This window comes from Rhodococcus yunnanensis NBRC 103083 (assembly GCF_001895005.1).
In the GTDB taxonomy this organism is placed as follows: Bacteria; Actinomycetota; Actinomycetes; order Mycobacteriales; family Mycobacteriaceae; genus Rhodococcoides; species Rhodococcoides yunnanense.
The window spans coordinates 148,310-167,519 of sequence record NZ_BCXH01000013.1 but is presented as its reverse complement, the minus strand read 5'-3'; the positions used below and the strand labels follow the sequence as shown (position 1 = coordinate 167,519).

Annotated in this window: 18 protein-coding genes and 1 tRNA gene; 8 read left to right on the top strand and 11 right to left on the bottom strand. The window is 65.1% G+C overall.

From position 1 onward, the window contains the following. Positions 1-183: 183 nt before the first annotated feature. A complete protein-coding gene (locus RY1_RS20100; RefSeq protein WP_072805839.1) occupies positions 184-1,182 on the top strand; it encodes a GGDEF domain-containing protein in 999 nt (332 codons plus the stop codon). 97 nt (positions 1,183-1,279) lie between these two features. Further along, the gene (locus tag RY1_RS20095; RefSeq protein ID WP_245819785.1) at positions 1,280-2,926 is read left to right on the top strand and encodes an alpha/beta hydrolase; all 1,647 of its coding nucleotides are present in this window, start codon (positions 1,280-1,282) and stop codon (positions 2,924-2,926) included. A 1-nt stretch (position 2,927) separates the two neighbouring features. On the opposite strand, the gene RY1_RS20090 is transcribed toward RY1_RS20095, so the two are convergent. Continuing rightward, entirely contained in the window at positions 2,928-3,506 is a 579-nt protein-coding gene (locus RY1_RS20090; RefSeq protein WP_072805796.1) for a TetR/AcrR family transcriptional regulator, read from the bottom strand. A gap of 121 nt (positions 3,507-3,627) precedes the next feature. On the opposite strand from RY1_RS20090, the gene RY1_RS20085 reads away from it, so the two are divergent. After that, positions 3,628-4,362: an SDR family NAD(P)-dependent oxidoreductase gene (locus RY1_RS20085; protein WP_072805795.1), complete on the top strand. Its 735-nt coding sequence runs from the start codon at positions 3,628-3,630 to the stop codon at positions 4,360-4,362. Between the two features lie 59 nt (positions 4,363-4,421). Here RY1_RS20085 and RY1_RS20080 read toward each other — a convergent pair whose 3' ends face one another. Then, entirely contained in the window at positions 4,422-4,814 is a 393-nt protein-coding gene (locus tag RY1_RS20080) for a hypothetical protein (protein WP_072805794.1), read from the bottom strand. Positions 4,815-4,892: 78 nt separating this feature from the next. On the opposite strand from RY1_RS20080, the gene RY1_RS20075 reads away from it, so the two are divergent. Together RY1_RS20075 and RY1_RS20070 are read left to right on the top strand one after the other, a co-directional pair. Continuing rightward, positions 4,893-5,420, top strand: coding sequence for a peptidylprolyl isomerase (locus RY1_RS20075; RefSeq protein WP_072805793.1), 528 nt, complete (start codon positions 4,893-4,895; stop codon positions 5,418-5,420). A gap of 31 nt (positions 5,421-5,451) precedes the next feature. Next, the gene (locus RY1_RS20070; RefSeq protein WP_072805792.1) at positions 5,452-6,351 is read left to right on the top strand and encodes a rhomboid family intramembrane serine protease; all 900 of its coding nucleotides are present in this window, start codon (positions 5,452-5,454) and stop codon (positions 6,349-6,351) included. A gap of 9 nt (positions 6,352-6,360) precedes the next feature. On the opposite strand, the gene RY1_RS20065 is transcribed toward RY1_RS20070, so the two are convergent. After that, positions 6,361-6,843 carry a PH domain-containing protein gene (locus RY1_RS20065; RefSeq protein WP_072805791.1) on the bottom strand — a complete coding sequence of 161 codons (483 nt, stop codon included), beginning with the start codon at positions 6,841-6,843 and terminating at the stop codon, positions 6,361-6,363. Positions 6,844-6,888: 45 nt separating this feature from the next. Continuing rightward, complete coding sequence (gene crgA / locus RY1_RS20060) at positions 6,889-7,152, bottom strand: cell division protein CrgA (protein ID WP_072805790.1); 264 nt, start codon at positions 7,150-7,152, stop codon at positions 6,889-6,891. 194 nt (positions 7,153-7,346) lie between these two features. On the opposite strand from crgA, the gene RY1_RS20055 reads away from it, so the two are divergent. Next, complete coding sequence (locus RY1_RS20055; RefSeq protein ID WP_072805789.1) at positions 7,347-8,105, top strand: DUF881 domain-containing protein; 759 nt, start codon at positions 7,347-7,349, stop codon at positions 8,103-8,105. Positions 8,106-8,151: 46 nt separating this feature from the next. Beyond that, positions 8,152-8,838: an aminodeoxychorismate/anthranilate synthase component II gene (locus tag RY1_RS20050; protein ID WP_072805788.1), complete on the top strand. Its 687-nt coding sequence runs from the start codon at positions 8,152-8,154 to the stop codon at positions 8,836-8,838. A gap of 43 nt (positions 8,839-8,881) precedes the next feature. On the opposite strand, the gene pknB is transcribed toward RY1_RS20050, so the two are convergent. The 7 genes from pknB to RY1_RS20015 all read right to left on the bottom strand — a co-directional run bounded on the left by pknB (position 8,882) and on the right by RY1_RS20015 (position 18,696). Then, positions 8,882-10,798: a Stk1 family PASTA domain-containing Ser/Thr kinase gene (pknB, locus tag RY1_RS20045; protein ID WP_072805787.1), complete on the bottom strand. Its 1,917-nt coding sequence runs from the start codon at positions 10,796-10,798 to the stop codon at positions 8,882-8,884. Continuing rightward, positions 10,795-12,222, bottom strand: a complete 1,428-nt coding sequence (locus RY1_RS20040; RefSeq protein ID WP_072805786.1) for a serine/threonine-protein kinase — start codon at positions 12,220-12,222, stop codon at positions 10,795-10,797. The genes pknB and RY1_RS20040 overlap by 4 nt, the downstream gene beginning before the upstream one ends. A gap of 4 nt (positions 12,223-12,226) precedes the next feature. Next, positions 12,227-13,714, bottom strand: a complete 1,488-nt coding sequence (locus RY1_RS20035; RefSeq protein WP_072805785.1) for a peptidoglycan D,D-transpeptidase FtsI family protein — start codon at positions 13,712-13,714, stop codon at positions 12,227-12,229. Continuing rightward, complete coding sequence (locus RY1_RS20030) at positions 13,711-15,168, bottom strand: FtsW/RodA/SpoVE family cell cycle protein (protein WP_072805784.1); 1,458 nt, start codon at positions 15,166-15,168, stop codon at positions 13,711-13,713. The genes RY1_RS20035 and RY1_RS20030 overlap by 4 nt, the downstream gene beginning before the upstream one ends. Next, the gene (locus RY1_RS20025) at positions 15,165-16,607 is read right to left on the bottom strand and encodes a PP2C family protein-serine/threonine phosphatase (RefSeq protein WP_072805783.1); all 1,443 of its coding nucleotides are present in this window, start codon (positions 16,605-16,607) and stop codon (positions 15,165-15,167) included. The genes RY1_RS20030 and RY1_RS20025 overlap by 4 nt, the downstream gene beginning before the upstream one ends. After that, the gene (locus RY1_RS20020; RefSeq protein ID WP_020112263.1) at positions 16,604-17,068 is read right to left on the bottom strand and encodes an FHA domain-containing protein FhaB/FipA; all 465 of its coding nucleotides are present in this window, start codon (positions 17,066-17,068) and stop codon (positions 16,604-16,606) included. The genes RY1_RS20025 and RY1_RS20020 overlap by 4 nt, the downstream gene beginning before the upstream one ends. A 170-nt stretch (positions 17,069-17,238) precedes the next feature. Further along, the gene (locus RY1_RS20015) at positions 17,239-18,696 is read right to left on the bottom strand and encodes an FHA domain-containing protein (RefSeq protein ID WP_072805782.1); all 1,458 of its coding nucleotides are present in this window, start codon (positions 18,694-18,696) and stop codon (positions 17,239-17,241) included. A 208-nt stretch (positions 18,697-18,904) separates the two neighbouring features. On the opposite strand from RY1_RS20015, the gene RY1_RS20010 reads away from it, so the two are divergent. Further along, positions 18,905-18,987: transfer RNA gene (locus RY1_RS20010), tRNA-Leu, on the top strand. The last annotated feature ends 223 nt before the right edge of the window (positions 18,988-19,210 follow it).

Here is a 19,210-nt window from a genome sequence, read left to right as displayed (position 1 = left end):
CGTGATCGAATGTCGGCAGAAAGTGTTAAAGTCCCGCACGAGATAGGGGTAGTGCATTCTCTGCATGTGCCTGCCTGAGTGGGGTGTTCTCCGAGCGTTGGTGTTCGTGGGGAGGTGGGCAATGCCGAGTTCGACGATGCGCACATCTGCCCGCACGTCCATCTCTGCCGGGGTGCGCGGCTCATGATGAGACCGAAGCTCGACGAGTCCGGGGTGACGTTGTTGGTCTTCGTCGCCGCGACGACCATGCTCTACGCAGCCGGGGGCAGCTCGTCATGGGGTACCCAAGGCCTCTGGGGACGCACCGCGGTGGTGATGTCGCTGCTGTGCGGTGTCGTCGCGATCGTCGTACTGACCAGATCACGTCCCCCGAGTCCCCAACGAATCATCGGAATCGTTACCTTTCTGGCCATCGTCGCGCTGTCGCTGTCCTTCTCCGCGAGTGCGACGCTGCCGGCCTTTCTGATCTGTGTGCAAGCCGCGATGTTCCTGGGCATGCACATCGGGGCATTCTGGTCGGAACGCAATGCAGGGATATGGGTTGCAGTCCTTGCTTTTGCGTCTGTCGCAGGTGCAGCGGCCGGGCCGTACGAATCATCGTTCGTCAGCTATGTCCTGATCGCGCTCGGCATCGTCGGAGCCACCGAGGTGTTCGGGGCCTTCGCTCGGCGGATGCGGTTCTCGGCGACGCACGACGCACTCACCGGACTTCTGAACCGTTTCGGCTTCGAATCGAAGGTCGAGAAGATGCTGCCCACGTGTGCCACCAGAGGCCTGTCCGTCAGCGTCGCAGTCCTCGATCTCGACAACTTCAAGCAGATCAACGACGAGTACGGCCACATCGCAGGTGACGTTCTGCTCTCCCGGGTGTCGAAGGCATGGAAAGCAGAACTGAGCCGCAGAGATGTACTCGGCAGACTCGGCGGCGACGAATTCGTACTGTTCATGCCCGGTGTACTCGAGGCCGAAGCTTGGCAGATCATCGACAAGCTCCGTCGAGCTCACCGCGCCGAATGGAGTGTCGGACTGGTGTGCATGCCCGCCGCGAGGCGGTGGATCGATATCTATCGAGCAGCCGACGCGGATCTCTACCGCGCCAAACGGAGTCGGCCTGCCTCGCAGAAGCCGTCCCTCCCCGACGCCTCCGACACAGACGAATCGGAGTGGCGAATCGCGCGCTGACGCGTCATCCACAGAATTCATCCACAGCCTGGGGATGAATTTCGGGGCATGTTCGAAATGCGATGTTGAATTCTCGTGTGGATCGATCATTCGATCGATGGCGGGAACAACACGAGGCGGCGACATGACGGTGTCCTGGGAAGATGTTCGGAGTTGGAATCCGGCGGAGGTCTCCGTCCTGGCCCAGCGAGTGAAGGATTCGGCGAGTGCGCTGACCGATCACGCCGATGAATCGGCCCGGTTGCTCGAGCAACTCGACTGGCACGGGCCTGCTGCCGATGCCGCCCGCTCGGCTGTCCTCTCGATCCGGGGCGACCTCGTTAACCGCGCACAGGTGCTCCTCACCGTGGGTCGATGTGTGGAGGAGGCGTCGACCTCGATGTACCCGCTCGTGAGTACGGTTCGCCGATGCACAGCCGACGCGACCGAGCACACCATGGACGTCGAACCGGACGGCACCGTCGTGGATGCTCTCCCGGTGTATACGGCGGCCGCGGCGGACGCATGGTCCATCGGCCGTGATCGTCTGCGCCACCGACGTGAGATACAAGCCCGAGTGACCGAATCAATAAGAAGGGCAACCGAACTCGACGATCGCATCGCGAGTGAACTGCGCGCCGCCCAGGCCGGCGCCGGGACCATAAGCGCTGGGACCACAAGCACTGAAACCACGGGTGCTGGGACGATCGCCTCTCTCGACGTATCGGAGCAGAGTCCGGCGTCGAATGCTGCGTTCTGGGAATCCTCGACCCCCGCCGACCGGACGGCCTTACTGGTCCGGGATCCGGGGAGGATCGGCAACCTCGACGGTATTCCAGCGGGCGTGCGCGATGCCGCCAATCGGCGGATGCTCACCCTCGAGCGGACACGACTTCGGGAGGTTGCGGACGACCTTCGAAAAAGACTGGACCACAACGTGTTCGGTGGTCTCTTCGACAATGCGGACGTAGGTCTGGAACAGACGGAGAAACGCCTGAAGGCGCTCGATGCGGTGTCGGAGACGCTGGCACTGGGCAACCGGCAACTGTTGGTTCTGGACAACTCGAGCGGCGAGGACACTCTGGCGGCAATCGCGGTCGGAAACGTCGACACGGCAACACATGTGGCAGTGTTCGTTCCTGGACTCGGCTCCGACGTCGAAGGCGACATCGGAAGATACGACGGGGACATGGAATCACTCGAAGCTGTTGCGGAGGACGCAGTATCGCCGCCGGACACCGTCGCGTGCGTGACGTGGATGAACTACGAGGCGCCGCACACGGGCTGGAGTGTGCTCGACCCGAACCGTTCCGTCGCCGGGGCAACGGCGGCAGTGGTCGGCGCCGCGAGGCTTCGAACGTTCCTCGACGGCCTCGACGCGTCGCGTCGGAGCGATCCACATCTGTCGTTGGTCGGGCACTCGTACGGTTCGTTGACTGCCGCTCACGCAGTGCGCGGCGCCGAGAGCGCCGGAGTGGACGACATGGTGGTCGTGGGCTCGCCGGGGCTCGGTGTCGGAACGGTGCACGAGTTGTCGGTGCCGCCCGGACATCTCTTCGTCGGTGAGGCGGCGGACGACATCGTCGCAGACCTGGGCGCGTTCGGGGCGGACCCCAATTCCTTGGACGGAGTTCGGACACTGCCGACCGGGGCCGAGGGTGATCTGGACGCGTCGAATCGGCACAGCCAGTACTTCACCGACGGCACGACCTCACAGCACGCTGTCGCACTGGTCGTCGCGGGACGCGGTAACGAGGTCGGCTAGGTCAATCACGATGGTGCGGCGTGATGGCGCTCTCGACGAGGACGGCCGCGATGGTGGCGGCGGTGGCGAAGGTGTCGGTGTCGAGGACTCGGTTGCGGGCCGACACGCCGTCCAGGAGCAGCGCCAATTGTTCGCCGAGCTGTTCGGGCTCGGTGGCGCCGGCCTCACGGGCGGTGTCGGCGAGCCGCGCTGCAAAGGCTCTCTTGTAGTCACGGGCCTGCACGCGGGCGGGGTGGCTCGGGTCACTGATCTCGACGGACGCCGCGATGAACGGGCACAGCGGCGAGTGGAGGTCGAAGACCGCGAGGAGCCGTTCGCGGGCCGTGAGGTCGGTGCGGTCGAATACCTCGGGCGCGATGTCGGGATCGAAGCGGCGCAGGTGCTCCGCAATGAGCTCGTCTTTGCCAGGAAAGTGCTGATAGAAGGTGCGTTTGGACACCTGGGCCACCGTGCAGAGTTGGTCGAGACCGGTGCTGTTGATGCCTTGATCACGGAACAGCTGGTGTGAAGCGCTGAGTATCCGTTCCCGGGCGCCCCTGCCGCGGCGCAGGCCTTGCGGCCCCTTCTCCAACTCCGTCATCGGCCAAGCATAACCCGTTGGTACGGATCGGTGTACATAGCTTGCGCTCGACGCCGATGACGGATACGTTAAGCACCCTGATCGGTGTACTTAGCATCGGTGCCGAACGAATGGAGTAATCGTGGGAAAGCTAGACGGCAAAGTTGCAGTCATCACTGGGGCGACCAGCGGGATGGCCCTCGCTGGTGCGAAGTTGTTTGCCCAAGAAGGCGCGTACGTCTTCATCACGGGCAGGCGACAGGACGCGCTCGACGACGCTGTGCAGCACATCGGTCGAAACGTCACGGGCGTGCTCGGCGACGCGGCGAACCTCGACGATCTCGATCGCCTGTTCGCGACGGTCGAGCAGCAGAAGGGTGCGATCGACGTGCTGTGGGCCAGTGCGGGGGTGGGCGCGCAGAGCAAGCTCGGTGAGATCACCGAGGAGCACTTCGACGCTGCCTTCTCGCTGAACGCCCGCGGCACGCTGTTCACCGTCCAGAAGGCGCTGCCGCTGTTCAACGATGGCGGTTCGATCTTCATGACCGGGTCCAACGCCTCACTTCGAGGCTTCCCCGATTGGAGCGTGTACGCGGCGAGCAAGGCCGTATTGCCCGCCTTCGCACGAGTGTGGGTTGCGGAGTTGCGGGACAGGAGGATTCGAGTCAACGTGCTGACCCCCGGCCAGGTCTCCTCGCCGATGATGGAAGAGGTCATGACCGACGAGATGAAGGCTCAGTTCGAATCCGTGATCCCGCGGCGCGCGATGGGCCGACCCGAGGAGATCGCGTCGGTCGCGTTGTTCCTCGCCTCGGACGACTCGAGCTACGTCAACGGCATGGAACTGGTAGCCGACGGCGGTGCCACGGTCATCTGATCACGCCGGCGACGTACCGCTCGACCGTGCTGCCGTGAGCCAGTCCGTCGGCCTTACCGTCAGGCTTTGTGGACAGCGGCAGACTGGCCGTTCGACGACGTCGACGCCTGCGCGTAGTCGGCCAGGCTCGGCGGTGCATCGGCGGGTGGCTCGACGACGCGTCGCCGTTTCGCAGCGAGCGCCGCTATGCCGGCAGCAACCCCGAACAGTGTTCCGAAAACTACGAGTCGTCTGGTCCGCGGGGACACTCGCGAAGCGGAACGACGAGCGGGAGCGGCCCTGCGGACCTTCCTGCGCTCGATTTCGCGTCGGGTGAGGGTGTAGCCGCGCGTAGCAAGCGTCGCGCTGACGCCTGCTGTTCCGGTGCCGAGGATCTTCGCTGCCTTCAGCAGATCCCCACCCGTGCCGACGGCGACGTCGCGGATCCGAGTCGACTTCGATGTGCTGGTCATGTCTCCACTGTTCCACAAAGATGCCGCGAACCACCGGCAGCCGACCCCACAGCGACACGACAATGGCACGATGGTGGTGTGACTTCACCAAACAAGACATCCACGGCAACACTGCACACCAACCGCGGCGACATCGTCATCGAGCTGTTCGGCAACCACGCGCCGAAGACGGTCGAGAACTTCGTCGGCCTCGCCGACGGCTCGAAGGAATACACCACCGCCAACGCGTCGGGCGAGAAGACCGGACCGTTCTACGACGGCGCCGTCTTCCACCGCGTCATCGACGGGTTCATGATCCAAGGCGGCGACCCCACGGGCACCGGCACCGGCGGACCGGGCTACAAGTTCGGCGACGAGTTCCACCCGGAACTTTCGTTCGACCGCCCCTACCTGCTGGCGATGGCGAATGCCGGACCGGGAACCAACGGTTCACAGTTCTTCATCACCACCACCAAGACCCCGCACCTGAACCGCAAGCACACCATCTTCGGTGAGGTGACCGACGAGGCATCCAAGAAGGTCGTCGACGCGATCTCCGGTACGGCTGTCGGTCGCGGTGACCGCCCGGTGGACGAGGTCGTCATCGACAACATCACGATCGCCTGACCTTTTTCGCACAGAAGGACTCTTCTTCATCATGACGAACCCCGGCTGGGGTGGCGCGCCTGGCGATCAGCCCACCCCACCTCAGTCGCGGTGCATTCGGCACCCCGACCGCCCTACAGGTCTTGCGTGCTCGCGCTGCGGAAGGCCGTCGTGCCCGGAGTGCTTGCGGCCCGCGGCGGTCGGTCAGCACTGTGTCGACTGCATTCAGGCCGCGAATGCGTCCGTCATGCCCGTTCGTACGGTCGTCGGCGCTCCCGCTGCGTCGTCGTACGGGTTGGTCACCTACATCATCATGGGACTGAACGTCCTCGCCTTCGCGGTGACGGCCGTGCAATCGCGTTCGGTGATGGGAAACACCAGCGGTTCCGGCCTCTTCCAACAGTGGGCGCTGTACCCACCTGCGGTCGCGACAGGTGACGTCGAGCGGCTGATCGGTAGCGGTTTCCTGCATTCGGGACCGATACACCTGCTCGTGAACATGTTCGCGCTGTACATCATCGGTAGAGACCTCGAAGCTGTTCTCGGCAGATCCCGCTACATCGCGGTGTACGTGGTCTCGCTTCTCGGCGGCAGCGCATCGGTCATGGTTCTGGAGGCACCGGGGGCCGTCACCGTCGGCGCATCGGGCGCGATCTTCGGCCTGCTCGGCGCGCAGGCGGTCATTCTGCTGAAACTCAAACGCAGCCCGACGCCCGTGCTGGCCGTGATCGGCCTGAACATCGTCATCAGTGTCTCGGTACCCAGTATCTCGCTGTGGGGCCACATGGGCGGGCTCGTCGCAGGCGCTGCCGCGTCCGCCGCCATTGTTTTTCTGCCCAGCCGGACGCGTTCACCGTGGGTCGGCTGGATCGCCGTCGCAGGCGTTGCCGCCCTCGCACTGGCGATCATCGCGGTGCGGGTGCTCGACCTACGTGCTCAGCTCGGACTCTGACCCCGACATTCAGCGCTCCGGCGGCACCAGGCCGTGACGCTCGAGGGCGTCGTACACATCCCTGGGGTCGGTGCCCAGATCCCACCGCCCGAGGATGACGAGTCGGTCGTCGTCTTCGCCGGATCGCTGCAGATCCAATTCCAGCATCGGGACTCGTCGACCCAAACGCGGATAGCGGACCAGTTTCACGCGGGTGATCTCGTCGCGGCGGTAGGTCTTCACTCCCGAGAGACGCTTCATCGACAGAGACTCGCCGTCTATCCACAGCCTTGGGCGTTGCCATGCCGCCAAACCGGCGATTATCCACAGGCCGATGGCCGCCAGCGATACGAGAAATCGGCCCGCGGGATCGGTGCCGGTGAAGAACGAGGCCACGACCAGCACCAATCCGCCGATTGTGAGCGCGACCACAGCGACGGTCGGAGTCGCCCACGAGGTCTTGTGCACATCCTGTGGATAGTCTGCCGAGTTATCCACAGGAGTTATCCACATTGGGGATGAATGACACGTGTGTAAGTAGAGCCACGAGAGGCGTTGTCATCGCCATTTCATGGTCATCACGAGACCGACGACCATGAATCCGAAACCGATCAGGAAGTTCCACGCACCGAGGCCGTTCATCCATGCAAGGTCATCGGCAGCCAAGTAGTACACCAGCAACCACAGGAGCCCTACCAGCATGAATCCCAGCATCACCGACACATAGAGCGTGCTCGACGGGCCTGCTTTCACAACCCCGGGAGTGTGGGCGCCAGGCGCGATCGTGTAGTCCTTCTTCTTACGAACCTTCGATTTGGGCATCTTCGAACCTCTTCGTCGTCGTTGCTCGATCGCGGTAATCCACACATGTGGACTACCTCAGGCACAGGCTGTGGACAAACCGGTACGGACCGAGCGGGTAGCGTCTGCTTTCGGGGCGGGTGTCGTATCCATCCGATACTCGCCCAGTACACGCTAGCGCAGGAGAATCGCACGCGAGAGCACCGGACGAGGTCATGACCGAGCGCCACCGACATCGAACCCCTCTGGCCGACCACGGCTGGCAGATCCTCGTGCTCGTGGTCTGCATCGTCGTCGGGCTGCTCCTGGCCACTACGCGGCACATGTCCGCGGGCAACGAGATCCGCAGATCGGATACCACGCGGTTGTCCGATCTGGTCAGAAGCGCGCAGACCAGCACCGAAGAGGCCGAAACCGACCGGGAGAACCTGTCTCTGCAACTCGAGGAGCTGCAGAGACAAGCAGCATCGGGCGACGCCGACGTGGGAACGACGCTTGCCCGGTCGGAGGCGTTGAACGGCGCTGCCGGACTGAACCCGGAGTCAGGACCGGGCGTCGTGGTCACGTTGACCGACGCACCTCGCGCCGCGGACGGCAGATACGCCTCCGACGCATCTCCGGACGACCTCGTGGTGCATCAGCAGGACGTCCAGAGTGTGCTGAACGCCCTGTGGACCGGCGGCGCGTCGGCGATCGCGATGCAGGACCAGCGCATCGTCAGCGAAGTGGCTCCGCGATGCATCGGGAACACGCTGCTGTTGGGTGGTCGCACGTACAGCCCGCCGTACGTCGTCACGGCGTTGGGGGATCCGGCGCGCCTTGACGCTGCGCTCGCGAACAACCCAGGTGTACGCGTGTTCCAGCAGTACGCGCTGCGCTACGGCCTGGGCTATCGGGCCGCATCCTCGGCCGATCTGGAGGTTCCAGGTCACGACGGCCCGGTACGGACTCGGTTCGCACAACCGGCTCGATGACGGCCTTGCCGGTTCCGCACTAGGTCGGTTCACCTATTCTGGGCGCATGCGCATCCTGGTCGTCGACAACTACGACAGCTTCGTCTTCAACCTCGTGCAGTATCTGGGTCAGCTGGGAGTCGACGCGACCGTCTGGCGGAACGACGACGACCGCCTTGCCGACCGTGACGCCGTGGCTGCAGAGTTCGACGGCATCCTGCTCAGTCCGGGCCCCGGCACCCCGCAACGGGCAGGCGCGACGATGGAGCTGGTGACGGCGGCTGCCGCGTCGGGCACTCCGGTTCTGGGCGTGTGCCTCGGCCATCAAGCGATCGGTGCTGCGTTCGGTGCGACCGTCGACCGCGCACCGGAGCTTCTGCACGGCAAGACGAGCAAGGTCCATCACTCCGGAGTCGGCGTGCTGGCCGGACTGTCCGAGCCGTTCACCGCCACGCGCTACCACTCGCTCACGGTGGTGGAGGAGACCATTCCCGATGTGCTCGAAGTGACCGGACGAACCGATTCGGGGTTGGTGATGGCGATGCGTCACCGCGAGCTACCCATCCACGGCGTTCAGTTCCACCCGGAGTCGATCCTCACCGAGGGAGGACACCGGATGTTGGCGAACTGGCTCGCCGTCTGCGGGCTCGAGCTCGACGACCAGCTGGTCCGCCAGCTCGAGGCGCAGGTCGCCAGTGCGGCCTCTCCGACACCCACGTTGGTCGCTCCGGCCGGCTCCACGCCTGCCCTGTGAGTGCGTGGACACCGCCGAAGGTGACCACGCACTCGACAGGCAGCTACCTCGGCGGGATTCCCAAGGTTCCGATGCTCAGGTTCAAGCTCTGCGTCTTGGTGATCTCCGAGCCCGCGGGCTCGGCCTGATTGACGACGCGGCCCACGAGTGTCGGATCGAGGGTGCTCTGGGTGGTCGAGGTGATGTTGGCGCTCGTTCCCGTCCATCCGGCGGCCTCGAGGGCAGAGAGGGCCTGCGAGGCGGTGAGTCCGAGCAGATCCGGCATCGGGATCTTGTCTCCGTTCGACACCTGCAGTGTGACGGTATCGCCCTCGGTGGCGTTGCTGCCGCCTGCTGGAGTGGTCGAGACGACCTGGCCGACCGGCTGACCCGAGTCGATGTTTTCGATCCGAACCTTGAATCCAGCGCCTTCGACGTTGGGTTGCGCCACCTCGATCTGCTGGCCGACGACGTTCGGCACGCGGACCTGCGCCGGTCCGCTCCCGAGGGTGACCCGGACGGCGGATCCGACGGTGATGCCGACCCCCGTCGACGGGTTCTGCTCGACGACCTTGTCGAGGTTCTCCGGTGTCGATGTTGCGCGGCCGACGGTGCCGTCGAGTTCGAGCCCGACATCGGAGAGTGCTTGCGCGGCCTGCTGCTGCGTCTTGCCGCCTAGCTGCGGGACCTGGACCTGCTCGGGTCCGGTGGAGACGTCGAGGTTGACGTTGCTCGGCGAATCCACTTCGGTCCCTCCTGCCGGCTGTGATCCGATGACCTTGCCCGTCGGTACCGTCGGATCGGGCTTGTCCTGGACGTTCACGCGGAGCCCCAGGTCCTGCAGGGTCGACACCGCTTCGGCGGAATCGAGATTCGCGACGGTGGGGACCGTGACGCGATCCGTCGACGGGCCGAGCGACAGCAGGAACGCACCGACGATGCCGACGACGACCACGGCTGCAAGAGCCAGCAGTGCGATACGAAGCCCGCGCCGTTTCGGCGGATCCTCACCGTCGGAGTGGCGGGTGGTTGCCGCTGCGGCGGACGTGTCGGCGGAGTGCGTCTGCGGCTGTCGCGTGTCCATGGTCCCGAGGATCGTGGTGCGGTCCTCGTCGTTCATGACGGTCGGCGCGCTCGGTCGTTGGCCACCGAGTACGCGTACGAGATCGGTACGCATCTCGGCGGCTGTCTGATACCGGTTGGCCGGGTTCTTCGCCATCGCCTTGAGGATGATGGAGTCGAGCTCACGGGGGATCGACGGGTTGACGCGCGAGGGCAGCTGCGGATCTTCCCTGACGTGCTGGTAGGCCACCGCGACGGGTGAGTCGCCCTTGAACGGCGGCTCCCCGGTCAGGATCTCGAACAGCACACAACCGAGCGAGTAGACGTCCGAGCGTGCATCGACCTGCTCGCCTCTCGCCTGTTCCGGCGACAGATACTGCGCGGTGCCGATGACGGCAGCGGTCTGCGTCATCGGGCTCGAGCTGTCGGCGATCGCCCGAGCGATACCGAAGTCCATCACCTTGACCGCACCCGCGTTGTTGATCATCACATTCGCGGGTTTGACGTCACGGTGAACGATGCCGTTGCGGTGGCTGAAGTCCAGGGCAGCGCAGACGTCGGCGATGACCTCCATCGCCCGACGCGGAGCCATCGGCCCCTCGGCGCGGACGATGTCGCGCAGGGTGTTGCCGTCGACGTACTCCATGACGATGAACGGAAGCGGTCCGGCTTCGGTTTCGGCTTCACCGGTGTCGTAGACGGCGACGATCGCGGGGTGGTTGAGGGCGGCGGCGTTCTGCGCTTCCCGGCGGAACCGCAGGTAGAACGTCGGATCGCGGGCGAGGTCGGCACGAAGAACCTTGATCGCTACATCACGATCGAGGCGTTCGTCCCGAGCGAGATGGACCTCGGACATACCACCGAAGCCGAGAATCTCGCCCAGCTCGTAGCGGGAGGAGAGATTGCGGGGTGTCGTCATCGCTGTCCTTGTCGATCAGGCCTGAGGAAGGGGTTCTCGAGTTCGCCGGAGTCCTCGTCGTCGCCTGCGCCGGGCAGCGTGGGCAACGTGATGGAAGGAATCGTGAACTGACCGGTGGTGGTGGTCGGGGCCGCAGTCGTTGTCGGCGGCACCGTCGTCGTGGTCGGTTCGGGGGTCGTGGTCGGCGGCTCGGTGGTGGTCGTCGGTTCCTCGGTTGTCGTCGGCGGCACCGTCGTCGTGGTCGGTTGAGGGGTCGTGGTCGGCGGCACGGTGGTGGTCGTCGGCCGCTGCGAGGTCGTCGTCGGCGGCGTGAACGGCGTCGGTGTCTCGTCCTGCCGATTCAACAGCACGAATCCGCCGATGATGACCGCCAGCAGCAACAGACCGCCGCCGCCCCACGCCAGAGCTTTCTGCGCCGACGTCATACCGGTCTTCTCCGGCTCGGCGGGTGCTGCTGCCCCCGTCGTCGGGCCGGTGTACTGATTCTGCGACGTCGGCATCATCTGCGTGCTGTCCGGGGCAGCGACGACGCCGGGCATCATCACGCGTCCGGTGCCCGGCCCACGGCCGGTACCCGGAGCAGGCGGGCGACGACCTGCGCGTACCGCGGCCACCGCGTCGGCGAACTCGCCGCCGTTCGCATACCGCGCGGCAGGATCCTTCGCCATGGTGATCTCGATCAATTCACGGACGCCGGGCGGAAGATCGTTCGGTAACGGAGCAGGCATCTCGCGAACGTGCTTCATCGCGACCGTGAGTGCCCCTTCACCGGTGAAGGGACGCGATCCGGACAGCACCTCGTATCCGACGGCGCCGAGCGAATAGACGTCGCTCGCCGAGGTCGCTTCGCTGCCGAGTGCCTGCTCGGGGGCAATGTACTGGGCGGTGCCCATGACCATGCCGGTCTTGGTGACCGGGGATGCGTCGACGGCTTTGGCGATGCCGAAGTCGGTGATCTTCACCTGACCGGCAGGGGTGATCATGATGTTGCCGGGTTTGACGTCGCGGTGGACGACGCCTGCGGAGTGTGCGATCTGGAGTGCGCGACCGGTCTGCTCGAGCATGTCGAGGGCGTGTCCGAGCGGAAGCCGTCCGATGCGCCCGAGAACCGCGTTCAGTGGCTCGCCGTTGACGAGTTCCATCACGAGGTAGGCGAGGGATTCGCCTGCCTCGTCGCGAGTCTCGCCGTAGTCGTAGACGCCGGCGATGCCGGGATGGTTGAGCTGAGCGGTCGTTCGAGCTTCGAAACGGAAGCGCTGCAGGAACTCCGGATCCTCGGAGAATTCGGCTTTGAGGACCTTGACCGCGACCCGGCGATCGAGGCGATTGTCCATCGCCTCCCAGACCTGACCCATTCCGCCCGTCGCGATGAGCCGAATGAGGCGGTACCGCTGTGCGATGACCGCACCGTTGCTCAATGGCATACCGTTACCTCCCCTGCAGTCCGGCAGCGATGACCGCGCGACCGACCGGAGCGGCAACCGAGCCACCGGTCGCTGCGAGCGCCCTGTCTCCGCCGTCCTCGACGAGAACGGCAATTGCGATCTTCGGGTTGTCGGCGGGAGCGAAGCCGATGTACCACGCGTGCGGCGCCGTGTTGCGCGGGTCGGTGCCGTGCTCGGCGGTACCGGTCTTCGACGCGATCTGTACGCCGGGGATCTTGCCTTCGGATCCGGCGTTGTTCTCCGCGCCGACCATCAGCGAGGTCAGCGTTGCCGCGGTCTGCGGGCTGATCGCCTCGCCTTCCGACTGCGGGGTCGTCGTCGCCAAGTTGGACAGGTCGGGTGCCTGGAGCTGCGCGACCATGTGCGGCTTCATCCGTACTCCGCCGTTGGCCACGGTGGCCGCGATGATCGCGTCCTGCAGTGGCGTCAGAGCAACATCGCGCTGGCCGATGCTGGACTGGCCGAGTGCGGCGTCGTCCGGAATCGAGCCGATGGTGCTGTCGGCGACCGGGAGCGGAATGGACGTCGCTTCGTTTCCGATGCCGAACGCCGACGCTGTGTCACGGAGCGCGTCCGCGCCCGTCTTGATGCCCAGCTCGACGAACGCCGTGTTGCAGGACCGAGCGAAGGCTTCACGCAGCGACGCAGTCGGAGCGCCGCCGCACGTGCTTCCGTTGTAGTTCTCGAGCGTCGTCTCGGTGCCGGGCAACGTGATGTTCGGGGCCGCGGTCAGTTGGTCGTCCGGGGTTGCACCGTGCTCGAGCGCCGCGGCGGTCACGAGCACCTTGAACGTCGAGCCGGGAGGGTACGTCGCCGAGATCGCCCGGTTGAGCAGAGGCTTGCCCGGGTCGGCGTTGAGCTCGTCCCATGCGGCCGTCGTCTGCTCGCCGTCGTGACTCGCCAGCAGATTGGGGTCGTAGCTCGGGGTGCTCACCATCGCGAGAATCTTGCCGGTCGACGGCTCGATCGCAACGACGGATCCGGTGTACCCGCGCGAGGTGAGCTGGTCGTACGCGACCTGCTGCACGACGGGGTCGATGGTGGTGACGACGTTGCCGCCGCGCGGATCCCGGCCCGAGATGAGGTCGAACAGCCTGCGGCCGAACAGTCGATCGTCCGAGCCGTTGAGCACCTGGTCCTCGGTCCGCTCCAGGCCGCTGCTCGAGTACAGCATCGAGTAGAAACCGGTCACGGGCGCATTGGCGAGGGGGCTCGACGTCGCAACCGGGTTCGGTGGGTACGTGCGCAGATACTTGTACCGATCGTCCGTTGCGACCGATGCCGCCAGTACCTGACCGCCCGCGGAGATCTGGCCGCGTTGACGGGAGTACTCGTCGAGCAGCACCCGAGAGTTCCGCGGATCACTGCGCAGATCGTCGGCTTTGATGACCTGGAGGTACGTGGCGTTGGCGAGGAGGGCGACGACCATCACCATGACGGCGATGGACACACGCCGGAGCGGAGTGTTCACGGGCGCTTCACCATCTCCGTCGGCGCCTCTGCGATCGGCGCGGCCGGAGCCGGCTTCTTCTTGGGCGTCGCTGGTTCACGGGCCGCGTCGGAAATCTTGATCAGAAGCGCGAGCAGCAGATAGTTGGCGAGAAGCGAGGATCCTCCGTAGGACAGGAACGGCGTGGTGAGCCCGGTGAGCGGGATGAGCTTGGTGACGCCACCGACCACGACGAACAGCTGGATCGCGATGGTGAACGCGAGTCCTGCGGCGAGGAGTTTGCCGAAGCTGTCGCGGACGGCGAGTGCGGTGCGCAGGCCACGGATGATGAACACGAGGTACAGAATCAACACTGCCGCGAGACCGATGAGACCCAGTTCTTCGCCGACGGTCGCGATGATGAAGTCGGTCTTCGCGAACGGAACCTGCGACGGACGTCCACTACCGAGACCCGTGCCCGCGAGGCCGCCCGTCGCGAAACTGAACATCGACTGCACGATCTGGTAGCCGGTGTCGTTGTAGTCGTCGAACGGGTGCAGCCAGGTGTCGGTGCGGATCTTGACGTGGCCGAAGACCTGGTAGGCGAACAGGAATCCGATCAGCAGCAGAGCGAAACCGATGATGAGCCAGCCGACGCGTTCGGTGGCGATGTAGATCATCACGAGCACGGTCCCGAAGATCAGCAGGGACGTGCCGAGGTCTTTCTCGAATACGAGAACACCCACCGAGACGATCCACACCAGCAGGATCGGACCGAGATCGCGTGCACGAGGGAAATCCATCCCCAGCACGTGTTTGCCCGCGGTGGTGAACAACTCGCGTTTGGCCACCAGCAGCGACGCGAAGAAGATGAGCAGCAGGATCTTCGCGAACTCACCCGGCTGAAGACTGAAGCCGGGCAGACGAATCCAGATCTTGGAGCCATTGACCTCGGAGAACGCCGACGGGAGGATCGCAGGTATTGCGAGCAGGACCAACCCGGCGAGTCCGACGGTGTAGCTGTAGCGAGCCAGCGTCCGGTAGTCCTTGAGCAGAACGAGTACCGCGATGAAGCCGGCGATCGCCAAAGTCGTCCACAGCACCTGCTGGTTGGCATCCGGTGACGGAATCTCCTGACCCAGATATGCGGCGGCCTGCTGGTCGGCGAGGTCGAGGCGGTGGATCAGCACCAGCCCGAGCCCGTTCAGCAACGCCACGATCGGCAGCAGCAACGGATCGGCGTACGGGGCGAACCTTCGGACGGCCAGATGTGCGACCGTCACCAAGGCGAGATAGGCCAACGCGTACTTGGCGAGATCCCACGTGATGGTCTGCTCCTGGCTGGCCTCGACCAACACGAGAGACAGCGTCGTGATGAGAACAGCCCCGGCGAGAAGCAGCAGCTCGATGTTGCGCCGGTTCGACTGGACCGGCGCAGGAGCGAATCCTCCCGGTGGACTCGGAAAGGACGCCCCCACAGATGGATTGGAACTCATCTAGTACCGGCCCTGCAGTTCTGTCCCGGTACCTGAGGCACCGAAGGTGTCGGTTCGACGGTCGTCGTGACGGGTGCTTCCGGCGCGGGTGGCGCAGCCGGTGGCGGCGGGGCGTCGGTTGCAGGAACGGCAGGGGGAGGAGCTGGCGCCGTCGTCGTGACGGGTGTGCTGGTGGTGGTCTCGCACGGCGGCAACAGATCCCCCGCGGCGAGGCGCTTCATCTGACCGTTCACATCGTCGAGCTTGCCGGACGGAAGACCGGCGCGGACCTGCTCACGAGCCGCAGGCGCCAGATCGTCGATCTCGAAGACATCGCAGTCGGCGGGAATCGTGTCCGGCGAGATCAGCGTCAGGTCGCCGTCCGAACCCAGGCAACCGACGGTATGTACCGATTGCAGCGAGTACCCGAGGATCGATCCGGGGACACCGCGCAGCACGGCAACCCGTCCGGTGTCCTCACCGACGTAGTAGTTGCCCCGGATTGCTGCCTTCGCCACGAATGCCCCACCGATGAGCAACGCGACGACCGTGACGAGCACGAGAGTCCATCGGAGTTTGTGGGACTTCTTCTCGGGCGCGGGCGGAGGTGTGGTGACGCGCTTGGGCGTCGCGCGCGGCGGCCGGATCGCGGCGGCACGGCCTGCGGCGGTATTCGGGGGAGGGGAGTCCTCCTCCTCTTCCGTGCTGGCGGCGCCCCCGAGGATCGGGTGGCTCTGTCCGTAGTCGAGATCGATGACGTCTGCGACGACGACGGTCACGTTGTCCGGACCGCCGCTTCGGAGTGCCAGTTCGATGAGGCGGTCGGCGCATTCGCCCGAGTCGCCCTCGTTCATCGTGTTCTCGATGGTTTCGTCACTGACCACGTCGGACAGGCCGTCGGAACACAGAAGGTAACGGTCGCCCGCGCGCACTTCGCGGACGGTCAGCGTCGGCTCGATCTCGTTGCCGGTCAACGCGCGCATGATCAGCGAGCGCTGCGGGTGGGTGTGTGCCTGTTCCGGGGTGATCCGGCCTTCGTCCACGAGCGACTGGACGAAGGTGTCGTCCCTGGTGATCTGTGTCAGTTTCTCGTCGCGCAGCATGTACGCACGCGAGTCACCGATGTGAACGAGTCCGATCTTCTTGCCCGCGAACAGAATTGCGGTAAGCGTCGTTCCCATGCCGTCGAGTTCGGGCTCGTCCTCGACCTGATCGGCGATCGAGGCGTTGCCCTCGCGAGTCGCAGCTTCGAGCTTGCCCAGGAGGTCGTCGCCCGGCTCGTCGTCGTCGAGATGAGCGAGCGCAGCGATCATCAGCTGCGACGCGACCTCGCCTGCCGCATGCCCGCCCATACCGTCGGCGAGCGCGAGTAGGCGTGCCCCGGCGTAGACCGAGTCTTCGTTGTTGGAACGGACCAGTCCGCGATCACTGCGGGCCGCATAGCGGAGTACCAGAGTCACGGGCGCAGCTCGATCACGGTCTTGCCGACGCGGACCGGCGTACCCAGTGGGACCCGGACAGCCGTCGTCACCTTTGCCCGGTCGAGGTAGGTGCCGTTGGTCGACCCGAGATCCTCGACGTACCAGTCACCGCCCCGAGGGGAGATACGAGCATGGCGGGTCGACGCGTAATCGTCGGTCAGCACCAATGTCGAATCGTCGGCCCTCCCGATGAGCACCGGCTGCGTGCCGAGGGAAATTCGTGTGCCGGCGAGACCGCCCTGCGTCACCACTAGATTCTTGGCAACCTTCTGCTTGTTGAACGACGGGAGAACTTTCGAACCACCCGAATAACGTGCGGGCATCCGCATCCCGGACGCCGCATAGATATCACTACGAAGAGTCCGAAGGACGGCCCAGACGAAGAACCAGAGCAAGAGTAGAAATCCCGCTCGGGTCAGCTGCAGAATCAATCCCTGCACAGCCGTCCACCTCCTTCGCCACCATCTACTTCATTCGCACGGACACTTCATTCGTACGGAACGGACTCTCGGATCGGTCCCCGCCGATGTGGCCTCAGTGCGGACACGTCGTCACACGCAGCATCCTAGGGTGAAGCTGCGTGTGTGGATCACCATACTGGTGGGCGCGTTTAAACGATGCGGACCAAGATCTCGGAGTGTCCGGCCCGGATGACGTCACCGTCGGCCAACTGCCAGTCCTGCACGGGTGCACCGTTGACCGTCGTGCCGTTGGTCGACCCCAGATCGGACAGCATCGCAACGCGTCCGTCCCACCGAATCTCCACGTGACGCCGCGATACCCCGGTGTCCGGTAGACGGAACTGTGCGTCCTGGCCCCGGCCGATGATGTTCTGGCCGTCTCGCAGCTGGAAGTATCGACCGCTGCCGTCCTCCAACTGCAACGTCGCCGACAGGCCCTGGCTCTCGCCGTACGCGGGCTCGTCGTAGCGGTAGCCGCCCTGCTGGTAACCGCCCTGCTGGTAACCGGCATTCGGCTGCGGGGGGTAATCGTAGGAGGGCTGCTGATATCCGGCAGGACGCTCCGGCTCGGCGTATGCCTGCTGGCCGTATGCCTGTTGGTCGGGCGCCTGCTGGTCGTAGCCCTGATCGGCGTACGCCTGCTGCCCGTATGCCTGCTGGTCGTACGGCTGTTGGTCGTAGCTTTGCTGGCCGTACGCCTGCTCGTCGTAGCCTTGCTGGCCGTACGCCTGCTGCCCGTATGCCTGTTGGTCGTAGCCTTGCTGGCCGTATGCCTGATCGGAATACGCCTGCTGGCCTGGAGCCTGCTGACCCGGTGCCTGCTGACCCGGTGCCTGTGGGTCGTAGCCCTGGTCCGCGTAGCCCTGGTCCGTGTATGCCTGCTGGCCGTACGGCTGCTGGTCGTAACCCTGACCCTGGCTGTATGCCTGCGGGTCGTAACGGCCGTCGGCAGGCGCCGCCGTCTCGGCCGGGTACGCGCCGTTCGCGTAGGGAGCACCGTTGCGATACCCCTGGTCCTGGCCGTGTACGTCGTAGCCGTTCTGGTGCGCGTAGCGCGGGTCCTGGCCGGGGGCCGGATATCCGTTACGCGCACGCGGATCGGGACGGGAGCCGTCAGCCGGTTCACGTTGCGGGTCGTAGCCTGGGTTCTGCGTCATGGGGCCGGCTCCTGATGTCGACTTCGGTGGGGCTGACGGGCGCGGGGGGTTACCAGTCGCAAGCGGTGATCGTCCCACATCGGGGTCGACCGAACCACTGGCACGGAACTGCCCTGTGTGCAGTGTGGGCGATGGTTCGAACCGAACCACCACGTCGCCGTACGTCTGCCAGCCTTGATCGCGGATGTAATCGCCGAGGTGACGGGAGAACGCTTTCACCGTCAGGTCACGGTCGGCGGCAAGTTCTTCGTGATCGGAACTGTTGATGGTGATCACGTAACTGTTCGGTGCGAGTAGGTGGCCACCGTCGAGCGGGCGGACCTGGTCGGACGCCTCCTGCTGCAGCGCTGCCTCCACCTCCTGTGGAACCACGCCTCCCCCGAACACCCGGGCGAACGCGTCACCGACCGCGCCTTGCAACTTGCGCTCGAAACGTTGGACTATGCCCATGGGTGACCTCTCCTCCCGAACTCGATGCTGATCTCGTTTCGTCGTCGACCGCCGAGCGCGTGTCGGCTCGAGGTCGTCGTTCAAGCATGATATACGTTGCTGCCGCGCGACCGATCCTGCCGATCACTCTGCAGAGGTCGAACTTTCTCCGGGAACACACGCGATTTTTCTGCCGCCCGATGTGCATGTTAATGTTCACCGGTCACCCGGGCGGGTGGCGGAATGGCAGACGCGCTGGCTTCAGGTGCCAGTGTCCTTAGGGACGTGGGGGTTCAAGTCCCCCTCCGCCCACAACACTGGCCGCAGCTGATTCACTCGCTGCGGCCAGTAGTCTTTTCCGGGCCTTCAGTCTTTTCCGGCCCTCGCGCCCCAGCAACCTCGCCCCAATCCCGCGTCCCACCCACTTCGCGCCCCACCCACCCCTCCCGCAAATGCACGTGCGTTTGCGTAGCTGGGGTGGGTTTCCCTGGTCGCGTCCCACCCTTCGCGCAAATGCATGTGCGTTTGTGTGGTG